At 34.2% G+C, this 12,227-nt stretch carries 10 protein-coding genes; 6 read left to right on the top strand and 4 right to left on the bottom strand.

Annotated elements, in window-relative coordinates; genetic code table 11:
* Nucleotides 1-2: 2 nt before the first annotated feature.
* On the top strand, nt 3-1,046 hold the full coding sequence (locus tag IR022_RS02895) for an acyltransferase (protein ID WP_194202523.1): 1,044 nt from the start codon (nt 3-5) through the stop codon (nt 1,044-1,046).
* Between the two features lie 2 nt (nt 1,047-1,048).
* A complete protein-coding gene (locus IR022_RS02890; protein ID WP_194202522.1) occupies nt 1,049-2,425 on the top strand; it encodes an aminopeptidase C in 1,377 nt (458 codons plus the stop codon).
* Between the two features lie 51 nt (nt 2,426-2,476).
* Here IR022_RS02890 and IR022_RS02885 read toward each other — a convergent pair whose 3' ends face one another.
* Both IR022_RS02885 and IR022_RS02880 read right to left on the bottom strand, forming a co-directional pair.
* Complete coding sequence (locus IR022_RS02885) at nt 2,477-3,001, bottom strand: threonine/serine exporter family protein (RefSeq protein WP_050710152.1); 525 nt, start codon at nt 2,999-3,001, stop codon at nt 2,477-2,479.
* A gap of 4 nt (nt 3,002-3,005) precedes the next feature.
* Entirely contained in the window at nt 3,006-3,815 is an 810-nt protein-coding gene (locus IR022_RS02880) for a threonine/serine exporter ThrE family protein (protein WP_194202521.1), read from the bottom strand.
* A 231-nt stretch (nt 3,816-4,046) separates the two neighbouring features.
* Here IR022_RS02880 and glf point away from each other — a divergent pair, with 231 nt between their 5' ends.
* The 4 genes from glf to IR022_RS02860 are packed head-to-tail and all read left to right on the top strand — an operon-like array spanning nt 4,047 to nt 7,802.
* A complete protein-coding gene (gene glf / locus IR022_RS02875) occupies nt 4,047-5,162 on the top strand; it encodes a UDP-galactopyranose mutase (RefSeq protein ID WP_194202520.1) in 1,116 nt (371 codons plus the stop codon).
* Nucleotides 5,159-5,575 (top strand): GtrA family protein, encoded by a 417-nt coding sequence (locus tag IR022_RS20300; RefSeq protein WP_194202519.1) that lies wholly within the window; start codon nt 5,159-5,161, stop codon nt 5,573-5,575. Before glf ends, IR022_RS20300 begins: the two co-directional genes overlap by 4 nt.
* Complete coding sequence (locus tag IR022_RS02865; RefSeq protein ID WP_194202518.1) at nt 5,572-6,285, top strand: glycosyltransferase family 2 protein; 714 nt, start codon at nt 5,572-5,574, stop codon at nt 6,283-6,285. Before IR022_RS20300 ends, IR022_RS02865 begins: the two co-directional genes overlap by 4 nt.
* Nucleotides 6,285-7,802 (top strand): ArnT family glycosyltransferase, encoded by a 1,518-nt coding sequence (locus IR022_RS02860; protein ID WP_194202517.1) that lies wholly within the window; start codon nt 6,285-6,287, stop codon nt 7,800-7,802. Before IR022_RS02865 ends, IR022_RS02860 begins: the two co-directional genes overlap by 1 nt.
* 5 nt (nt 7,803-7,807) lie before the next feature.
* On the opposite strand, the gene IR022_RS02855 is transcribed toward IR022_RS02860, so the two are convergent.
* Entirely contained in the window at nt 7,808-10,327 is a 2,520-nt protein-coding gene (locus IR022_RS02855; RefSeq protein WP_242053028.1) for a DUF5686 and carboxypeptidase-like regulatory domain-containing protein, read from the bottom strand.
* A 208-nt stretch (nt 10,328-10,535) separates the two neighbouring features.
* Nucleotides 10,536-12,221, bottom strand: a complete 1,686-nt coding sequence (gene ettA / locus IR022_RS02850; RefSeq protein WP_050710154.1) for an energy-dependent translational throttle protein EttA — start codon at nt 12,219-12,221, stop codon at nt 10,536-10,538.
* Nucleotides 12,222-12,227: the final 6 nt, after the last annotated feature.

Below are 12,227 nucleotides of genomic sequence, written 5' to 3'. Positions count from 1 at the left end.
ATATGAATGCGAATATAAAAACACGCTCTTCGAATATAGAACTGCTCAGGTTGGTTCTCATGCTTATGATCGTAATGCTTCATGTATTTCGATTAGAATTGCATGAAAATATAAACAACACTGGATTATACATATCTGAACTGCTGCTTACCAGCTTGTTTTTTGTTGGTGTGAATTGCTTTGTTTTTATATCTGGATATTTTGGTGTGAAATTCAAATCAAAAACCATAGTATCATTAATTATACAAGCCTTATTTTATTCACTAGGCATTCTTATTCTCGTTTTGTTATTAGGGTATAAATTAGGAATGAGTGATTATATAAAAGCCTTTTTCCCTATATCGAGCAGTCTTACTTATGGCACTTGGTGGTTTCTTACTGCATATATAGCGTTATTATTTATTGCACCTCTTCTCAATCACTCGATAGAATATTTCAATAGAAAGCAAATGACTACCATTCTCGTAGGAATGTTATTTCTAAATTGCTTCTCTAGTTTTATATTCAACAATTCATATATTTCAGGAGACGGCTATTCCATCTATAACTTTATAACTATATACGTTTTAGCACGATACATCAATAAATATAATATTAGAATACCAAAGCCATTTTTTCTGTATCTGATTGCATCCATGCTCATATTCGGGATTACCCTTTTATTCAATACTCAATTCGGAAAAATGATTGAACCAGGCAACAGATATAATAATCCTTTCTTGATTATTGCTGCTATCGGTTTGTTCTTTACCTTTAAGAATATGACTATTTCGAGTAATGTTATCAACAAATTAGCACCTCTTTCATTTGGTATATATTTAATACATAATCATTACCTCATTCGTGAAATACTTTTCGAACCTGCAATCAAATATTTCACCGATACATATAACAATCAATATTTATTACTAATTGGTATACTATTCCTTTTCTCTATTATCGTGTTTCTAATCTGTTTAGGTATAGAGAAAATACGTCAGCTAATCTGCACTCCAATAGTAGAAAAAATAGAAAGAAAGATTAGTAAATACAACTTAAATATATAATTATGAAGACTAAACTATTGACCTGCTCGATGCTTCTAGCTTCTGTCTCTGTATTTTCTCAAACAATAACAGAGAAAGATTTACAAGACATTAGAGGCAGTTTCAAAAAAGATGCCCCTACTACAGCTATCCAAAACATACTTACAGTACAGAGTAACATCAAGGATAATGCGCTCAATCATGATCTGCAAACGGAAATAGATCATCTTTTCAAATATAGGGTTGAAGTAAAAGGCATCACCAATCAGAAAAGCTCGGGTCGTTGTTGGATGTTTACTTCCATGAATGTACTTCGCCCTTCGATTATGGCTAAATATGATCTGGAAAAGTTCGACTTTTCTCACAATTACCTATACTTCTGGGATATATTCGAAAAAGCAAATCTATATTTAGAGAATATAATAGCAACCGCATCAAAGCCTATTGATGACAGAGAGGTAGTCACATTCTTCAAATCGCCCGTTGGAGACGGTGGTGTATGGAATCTATACTACAATGCTGCACTTAAATACGGCGTAGTCCCCGAATCAGTTATGCCCGAAACAGCCCATTCGAACAGTACTGGTCAGATGATAGGACTCATTAACGAGAAATTGCGCATGAGTGGATATGATCTTAGAGAATTAGCTTCAAGCGGAAAAAAAGATAAAGACCTCAGAACTGAAAAACAGGCTATATTGAAAGATGTATATCGTATGTTGGCTTTATGCTTGGGAGAGCCTCCCACACAATTTACTTGGAGGTACAAAACCAAAGCAGGCAAAATAGAAGAAAAGCAATATACTCCTAAAGAGTTTTATAACGAAATAACTCCTTCAGATTATAGTCCTGAGAACTATATTATGATAATGAACGACCCCACTCGCGAATATTATAAGATATACGAAATTCAGAATTACAGAAATACAATTGAAGGTATCAACTGGGTATATCTTAACTTACCAAATGAGGATATAAAGAAAGCAGCTTTATCTTCTATCAAGAATAATGAAGCCATGTATGCTTCGTGCGATGTAGGTAAGCAACACAACAGAGAGAGCTGTATTATGGATCCTGATATGTATGATTATGAATCGCTGTTTGGTGTAAAAATCAATATGGATAAGAAAGCTCGCATATTGACTCGTCAAAGTGGATCGAGCCATGCCATGCTCCTCATAGGATGCGATACCGATAATAACGACAAGCCTACTAAATGGGAATTCGAAAACAGTTGGGGCACAACTGCCGGAAATAATGGTTATCTAACATTTACTGATAATTGGTTTAACGAGTATATGTTCCGTCTCGTTATTCACCGTAAATATCTAGATGCAAAAGCAATCGAAAGCTTAAATCAAAAACCAATTCAATTACCAATGTGGGACTATATGAACTAAACAGAAACCCTATACAGATAAAAAAAGCCGACAAATAGTCGGCTTTTTTGTTTATTTAAAATGAGTCATTCGCTCTATCTTCTTCGCAAATTCAATTTCCTTTACGCTCGTCTGCCTGAATAATAAGGCTGCAATACAAATACCAATGGCCAATGTAAATAATAATGACATGGTAAGCGTCAAGTTATGTGCCATGGTGATAAGAATTGTAGGATTATCATCTACAACACTCAAGTCGGTAATTTTAATTCCGGCTAGCATCGTTTTATAGGCATACATTCCGGGAATCATGGTGATACAAGCAGGCATTGTAAACACAACGGGAGGATTATCTACCCTATGAGCTGCAACAATACCTATAAAACCAATAGCGACCGATCCTGTAAGAGTAGCCATGATAAGACCAAAGTCTAGTTCTAAAAGAATAAAACGCAGACAGTGTCCCAATCCTCCAAGTAATCCTGCAACAATCAGTACTTTTTTAGGTGTACCAAAAAGTACTCCCCAACAAACTCCTACGACAAATGCTATTGCAAAATCGCGGGCGATAGACAATAATATATCTGTATGTATCATTTTTCTAAAGCTTAAAATTATCAATACCGAGCAATGTAATACTTAGAGTCATACCCGCTGCAATACATAATAATATAAAGCCTGCAAATAAAGCCCTGTTTACTGCTGAAGACAGATAACCTTCAATTAAGTCGATTACACTATTGATAAGAGGTACACCCGGTATAAGGTATAGTACAGCGGTTGCCATTGCTGCCTCAGGATAATTTCCTATTGCAAACACAGTTCCCAAACCCGTTATCATTGTAGTAATAAATGCAGCTATACTTATAGATATCATCTGATTGTATTTCAAAGCTGCAATTTTATATCTGAATACTGAACCCATAAATGCTCCACACATAGCCACTAAGGCATTAAAAACATCACCAAAAGCAAAGAAACACAATCCTGCACAAGAGAACCCAACTGCTACCGATACAATCCAAGGATTGTAATGAGGCATATTCTTTATCTTGTCAAATTCATTCTCTGTTTCTCCAATTGATAAGTTTTCTTCATATACTTTCCACGAAAGATGACTCACCTTTGTTAGAACCTCTAAATGTACTACATGTGTAGGAGATTCCTTGAACATAGTTATGGTATCGTCTTCCCTACAATGACTTTTGACCGTAACCAATAAACCTTTAAATGTAGGCTGCAAATTCACGTCAAATCCCCAAGTAATAGCCATACGTGTGATGTTGCTCTTTACACGCCCACTATGAGCACCCGAAGCAAGTAAAAATGTTCCGATATCAAGGATTAAATCAGCAAAACGTTTCACCGGAATATCCCCCACTATCGCACAATCGTATTTAGGATCTGACATATTAAAATATACTTTAAAATCTCCACAAAGATATTAAAAAGAGTGCTCGAATCCATAAGAATCGCGAAGTTTAGCATACAAAATATACTGTTTAAGTTGTATCTTTCAGCTCCTCTCCAATAGATTATTATTAACATTTGAGAAAGTATCTCTAAGTAACTTTATTATATAATAAGATTCAACTGTTAAACAAAATCGATATCTTTGCAGACTAATATTTATATATTTAAGATGTTATACGATATTGTTATCATAGGAAGTGGATTAGCTGGTGCAACATCGGCTCGTGTTCTTGCAGAAAATGGATTTAAAGTACTTGTCGTTGAAAAAGAACGGAATATAGGTGGGCAATGCTTTGATTATAAAGATTCAAATAATATTACAGTGCATAAATACGGACCGCACATTTTCCATACTAAAGAAAAAAGAGTATGGGATTTTGTTACCCAATTTAGCGAATTCAATCACTTTCAACATAGTGTACTCAGTTATTCAGAAGGTAATTTTGTAGAATTTCCAATAAACAGAATCACTATAAATAAAATATTTGGGTTACAATTATCGTGTAATGAAGTTGAAGACTTTCTCATAGGAGAAGTTAAAAGATCAACATTCAACACACCACATATTTCATTCAGAGATGTTATTGTATCTCAAGTAGGAGAAAGACTATACTCTATGTTTTTTGAGAACTACACAAAAAAACAATGGAATACAGATCCAGAGAACTTATCTCCAGAGCTTGCTTTTCGCATACCTATCAGAACAAATAACGATAGCAGATATTTCACTGACATGTATCAAGGGATCCCCAAAGATGGCTATACTAAAATGATAAGTAATATGCTAGATCATTCAAATATCCAAATCTTGTTAGGATGCGATTATTTCAGTAAAAAAGGTGAAATCAAATCGAATTTAACAATCTACACGGGAGAACTAGATCGTTTCTTCGATTATAAGTTTGGTGAACTAGAGTATCGTTCGGTACGTATCGAATTAAAAACTTATGATACGAAACAATTTCAACCGGCTCCGGTTGTAAATTACCCAAATGATTATGATTGGACACGCACCACCGAGTTTAAGCAATTAACTGGCGAAGTTTCCGACAAGACTACCATTTGCTATGAGTACCCACTAGCCAAAGGGCACGCTTTCTATACAGTTCCAACCAAAGAGAATAATGATAAAAGACTAAAATACATGCACGAAGTTGCACAATTAGAATCTTTGGGCAAATTCTTATTCATTGGAAGACTAGCTGAATACCGCTACTACAACATGGATAATGTAATAGCTGCAACTCTTGATAAGGTTAATAACTGGCTAAACAATCACAAATGATATCAACAGACAATCTAAAGCTCTTATTTATAAGATGTCGTCCTTTAATCATTTATGGTATAATTGGTATAATATCAGCCGGATTAGATTTTCTGATTTTTCTAACGCTAACCAGTTATTTATCTTTAAATTACTTAGTAGCAAATGTTATAAGCGTTCATTGTGGTATAATCTGTAGTTTTATACTTAATAGACAATTTAACTTCAAGATAAAAGATAAAACAGTAAAAAGGTTTATTACATTTTACGGAATCGGACTTTTGGGATTAACCCTAAGCTTTTGTTTTCTATATTTATTAGTTGATATTGCAGACATAAATAAAGTTACATCTAAATTGCTAACAATTGTCATTGTTGCTCTCCTTCAGTTTATACTTAATAAAACAATCACCTTTAAAACTAAAAGTGTATGAAACTATATATCGTCCTACCAGCTTATAACGAAGAAGAAAACATTGAGGCTGTAGTCAAGCAATGGTATCCGGTTATAGAACAAATAAGTAGCGATAGCAAACTTGTTATTTTTGATGATGGAAGCAAAGATAGTACCTATGCCAAATTAGTAGATTTAGAATCAAAATATCCACAACTGATAGGTAAAACTAAGATAAATTCAGGACATGGAGGAACTTGTCTTGCACTATACAATTATGCAATAGAAAATAACGCCGATTATATTTTTCAAACAGATTCTGACGGACAAACCGATCCTGCTGAGTTTTGGCAATTCTGGAATAAACGAGATAGTTTTGATATTGGAATAGGAGTCCGCAATGCACGAGAAGATGGATCATCTAGAATATTAGTAACACGTGTACTCCGCATTGTTATAAGATTTACATTTGGTCTCGATCTAAAAGATGCAAATACACCTTTCAGGTTAATGAAGAAAGAGCATCTTATCGAATACCTAAACCTCATACCGAAGGATTTCTTTTTATCAAACGTCTTGATCTCTGTTATTGCAAAAAAGAAAAATGAGAAATTTCTTTGGCTACCTATTACATTTAAGCCACGCCAAGGAGGGGTTAACTCCATTAATTTCAAAAGAATTTGTAAAATTGGCATCCAAGCCATAAAAGATTTTACTAGGATTAATAAAATATTAAAAAAATCAATCTGATGCAGTTTATACAAAATATCAAAAAAGATAAATACGTACTATTATCTTTTTTGATATTCTCGTTTATTAGCTTATTCTTTGGAACTAAGTCTTCTCTTTTTTATTCTTTTAATGACTGGGTTGACCCTAATGCTTATTTTACGATGGCAAAAGGATGGGTTAATGGGTACATACCTTATAAAGACTTATTTGACCACAAAGGACCATTATTATATGTAATATTCGGAATTGGATACATTATATCGAATGATAGTTTCTTTGGTATGTATATCCTCCAAAGTATATCTCTAACTATTGTACTTTACTTTATATATAAATTAGCGCATCTTTTTATTTGTAGAGAGTATGCATATCTTGTTAGCTTTCTCTTCAGTATTGTCTATTTTCGCACCAATATGCAAGGTGCAAGTTGTGAAGAGTTCATCCTACTATTTCAAACTATTGGACTTTACCTCTTTTTTAAACATTTTACAGATAAGGACAATCCTCGAAATTTATATAATCTATTCATTCAAGGTCTGCTGATTGGATCTATACTTCTTATAAAATTTAACCTTATTATATTTTGGTTTTTCCCACTATCTGCAATTATTATTCAATCTATAATTGATCGTAACTATAAATTATCTATTCAATACATTGCAACAACAATATTAGGCATACTTACTATAATACTTCCCTTTGCTATCTACTTTTATAGTGTAAATGGACTAAGTCATCTATGGGAATCATATATCGTATTCAATACCCTATATGGTTCTGGTTTTAGTTCAGAAATCTTTGTGGGTATACTTACTATGCTCCTAAAGAAACATACATTGATTGCATTATTTATGGTGATTGGCGTATTATATTTCACTTTAAGTAAAAGCAAGATAAATAATATTCTATTTAGAATATCTATTCTACTCATGTTTATATCTACCTATTTTTCAATATTTAAGAGTAAATATTATATCTATTACCCAATAGCCATAATAATTATAACAGTATTAGGTTTTATTGCCATATTCTGTATCGTTGAGCAAATTAGAATATGGAAGAAAGAGAAGTACAAATATTTATTTATTATTACGAGTTTACTCATTATCATATCAATAAATATTTTCTTAAAATTAAAAATGATTCAAGGTCGAAATAATGCTTATTTTCAAATTGAGTTTACAGATTATATGAAAGCAAATTCTCAAGGAGAAGATATAACCATACTAAACACCTCAATGGATGATGGGTATTTTCTACTGACAAATACTATACCTCCTAATAAATATTATTATCGTCCTAATATTCCAGATGAAGTATACCCTAATATAATGGAGAACTACATTAATACAATAAAAAGTGCCTCGGCTCCTTTATACCTTACAGTATTCAAGAGTATAAGTATAAAAAGAAAATTAAATGATCCTGATTCTTTTTATACTCTAATAGAATCTAAGTATGATGTAGTAAAAGTTCATACGATATATGATGAATGGCCTGCCACTCAATATACACTTTATAAACGGAAGAAATAATACCTTTAGAAAGTAAATTCGAAGCTTATGCGGAATCCGGATTTTTCGGTATCCGGATTGTCCAGATAATTAACACGTCGGACATAATCCACTCTGAATACTTGAAGTATATTTTCAATACCCACACTATACTCCATATATGGAGCTCTACCCATCGAATAAACATCTTTAGGAAAGACGAGCAGGTCTGTATTATAAGCAGGGTTATTATCTCTAGTCAAATGTCCCCAAAAGCCCCTAAAACCGGCAACTTCTCTTAACTTAAGTAATTTAAGAACAGGAATACGATTAAATAACCATCCTCCCATACGATAATCCATATCCCAAGTTAATTGCGAATCATTTAAGAACTCCATAGGACTAAGCATATAGAACGATCCTCTCTGAATAGTTATAGAAGTATTGGCATTAGCTGCCAATAAAAGAGGAAACGGTACAGAACCCCATATCTTCTCACCTTTCACAGTAAAACCTAGACGTCCATAAGGAGCAATCCACAATTCCTTATCAAATGAAAGTGAGCTCTTGTTATATTTAAATTGCCCGCCTAATACATTCTTGAATCCCATGATATGAGAGTACTGAATAGTATATCCTTTGGACGGAAGAGCTTGACGTCTACGTTTCTGCTGGAAAAATTTCTCACCATGAGCATATCGTATATCTATTCCGGCTTCTGTTGTTTTCAGATTACCCATATCAACCAGCATGCCACTCTCATCATATCGCTGGAATTTTAATTCTCCGGCAGCCTCTTCGTTATGAGTTCTACCATATATATTATACGAAAATCCACCGTGATACTCATGTATATAGTCAATCTCAGTCATCCGATCGTAAGTCATGTTATTATACCGTCTTGCTCTAAGAGAAAGAAGTATATTATCACGCTCTGCCTGCAAGAAGCGTTGTCCCAAAGGGTTGACATCGTATTTGTGAGCAATAGATATATTATGACGAGGAAATTCGTCTTTATGATATTTCTTTTGATTGAACGACCAAGTTGCCTCTCCGTAGTATTTCCACTTTGCATCCTTAGTTCCATATGCAAGATAGCCATACATGAAAAAGTGCGGATATAAGTTTTTAGTCGTAGAAGCCGTCAAACGGAATCTATTCCCCTCGAGGTGATTGTAACTATAAAAAGTCAGAGTAGTTCCTAAATCAAGCTTATTCTTTTCCTCATTACTATTGGTCGGTAGATATTGACTTGTCAGGACATCTATTGTTTTCAGCGTAATATCCACAAGTTTATTAGCCCTGAATTCATCCATCATTTCGCCCAAACGATAGTCTTTATTTACGACCTTAGGTCTGCTCGCATTCCAATAGTTTTTATCATGTTTTTTGTAGTCCGATAAATAAACCACCGGCGATGATGTTCCGAAAGCGGCATCAACGGGTAGATTGAATATGAAATTCTCAAAAGTTCTTTCTTTTTCTACATAAAATTTAGCTGCACCATACATAGACATATCTATGGCAGTTGTAAACCGGGAAGGCACCCAAAGATTTGGAGATTTCTCATAAAACTCCTGAGTGATGAGCATATTTTCTACGTAATTCACATTAATTTTTGGTGGCACTCTGAATGATACTCTTTTCACTGCATATGGTGCTTCGGGCTGAACATAAAGATTACCAATAAAACCAACATCTTGAGTATTAAAAGGTACAAAACCAAGATTTACATATTTTTTTTGATCTATCATCACAGTATCAATGATATACCACTTATAGAAATTGACAGACGACGTGCTGCTCAATGGACTTACAAAGTCTTGAAACAGCATATTTATATTATTATCGGTAATAGATACATCTTTGAATACTTCAGCAATAACGCTCTCCATTGATTCGGTATTCATTTGCTCATCTAATCCTTCATTCTGATAAGCAACCACTACCCTACGTGTTCCTTTAGGATCTTTACGATAGTAAACATTAGATAATGTCTCACGTATAGAAAACGGTAATATCGGTTTATTGTCTATTTTTGAAGTATCAGCATATTTAGAAACGAATTTAAGATTCTTCAATATACCTTTTCCGGGGACATATTCGTTGAATGCAAACATGAGGCGATCATATTCATCATTCATATAATAATTCTGATTAGTTATCAAGTAATCATATTTATTAGCTATTACTTTTTTGATTAGCTCTACTGCGGGATTATCCTTTTTGGAATATTTCTCCTTTCCGGGTCTGATTACAATTTCATTCAATTGCACCCCTTCAGCTTTCAGTTTTATATCTAATTGAGTAGTTTTGTTGAGAGGAACTATTATAGTTCGCGATTCGTATCCCATCATTGTAACAACAACCGTATTACCGCCGGTAGTATTACTCAGCGAAAATTTACCAACTTCATCCGATAGTTTACCCACAGTAGTTCCATCGAAACGAACTGTTGCAAATTCAAGAGGCTCATTGGTAACAGAGTCTCTAACAACTCCTTGTACTGATGTCGTTTGTGAATATATTGTGGAGATAGAAAATAATGCAAAAAGCATTATCATCATGAAACGGAGATTTCTTAAATTGTATATGATGGATATCCTCATTCGAATCTTTACATTTTGTCAAAAATCTATCCTAAAAGGGAAAACAGGGGCATTAAAGCCCCTAATCTTCTCTATATTTGGATTTTTCGATAAACAGATCACCTGTTTATTTTATTACTTTAATAACCTTTCGGAAGCAAAAGTAATAAACATTTCTTCGAAATCATTACATTAGTTTGCGATAACGTACACGCTTAGGCTCAACATTACCTAAACGAGCCTTTTTATTTTCTTCGTATTCGCTATATGATCCTTCAAAATAAAATACTTCCGAATTACCTTCAAAAGCAAGAATGTGTGTACAGATACGGTCTAAGAACCAACGGTCGTGGGAAATTACTACCGCACATCCTGCAAAATTCTCTAAACCTTCTTCTAATGCACGTAATGTATTTATATCAATATCATTGGTAGGCTCATCCAGCAACAAAACGTTAGCTTCGGCTTTTAGAGTAAGAGCCAAATGCAAGCGATTACGCTCACCACCTGATAATACTCCGCAAAGTTTTTCCTGATCGCCACCCGCAAAATTGAAGCGAGACAAATAAGCTCTCGAATTTATTTCTTTTCCTCCAACTCTGATAAAATCAGAACCATCAGATACTACTTGATATACCGTTTTTGCAGGATCGATAGATTCGTGAGCCTGATCTACGTAAGCTGTTTTTACAGTCTCACCTACCTCGAATGTTCCTTTATCTGCTGTTTCAAGCTCTTGAATCAAACGGAAAAGGGTTGTTTTTCCCGCACCATTGGGTCCGATAATACCTACGATACCATTGGGAGGAAGCGAAAAATTAAGATTATCAAATAATAGTTTATCACCATAAGCTTTAGATACACCATGTGCTTCTATCACTTTATTACCCAAACGAGGACCATTAGGAATAAATATCTCTAATTTCTCTTCTCTCTCTTTTTGGTCTTCATTCATCAATTTCTCATACGAATTCAAACGAGCTTTACCTTTAGCCTGACGAGCTTTTGGTGCCATTCTCACCCACTCCAACTCATGTTGCAATGTTTTGCGGCGTTTGCTCACTTGTTTCTCTTCCTGCTCCATACGTTTGGTCTTTTGCTCTAACCATGATGTATAGTTTCCTTTCCAAGGAATACCTTCACCACGATCTAGTTCAAGAATCCAACCTGCTACGTGATCTAAGAAGTAACGGTCGTGAGTAATACAGATTACTGTACCTTTATATTGTTGTAAATGTTGTTCTAACCAATCAATAGATTCTGCATCCAAGTGGTTGGTAGGCTCATCAAGCAATAATACATCAGGTTCTTGTAACAAAAGACGGCAAAGAGCAACTCGACGTTTTTCTCCTCCTGATAAATTCTCTGTCAATTGATCTTCATCCGGACAACGTAAAGCATCCATTGCACGCTCCAGTTTATTATCTAAATTCCAAGCATCAGCAGCATCTATTTTATCTTGAAGTTCAGCTTGGCGTGCAAATAGAGCATCCATTTTATCGGCATCCTCATAATACTCAGGCAAACCAAATTTCTCATTGATTGCTTCGTATTCCGCCAAAACGTCAATAATAGGTTGAACACCTTCTTGAACTATTTCTTTTACGGTTTTAGTCGGATCTAATTTGGGATCTTGCTCCAGATAGCCTACACTAAAAGCCTTATCTGAAACTATCTCGCCTTGAAATTCTTTTTCAATACCTGCTATAATTTTCAGCAAACTAGATTTACCCGATCCATTCAGACCGATAATACCAATCTTTGCCCCATAATAAAACGACAGGTAAATGTTTTTCAACACTTGTTTTTGTGGAGGGTAAGTCTTGCTTACACCAATCATCGAAAAAATAATCTTTTTATCTTCTACTGACATATATTT

Source organism: Dysgonomonas sp. GY617 (assembly GCF_015233815.1).
GTDB lineage: Bacteria > Bacteroidota > Bacteroidia > Bacteroidales > Dysgonomonadaceae > Dysgonomonas_A.
The sequence above is the reverse complement of the archived record's forward strand: the minus strand, read 5'-3'. Positions and strand labels throughout refer to the sequence as shown.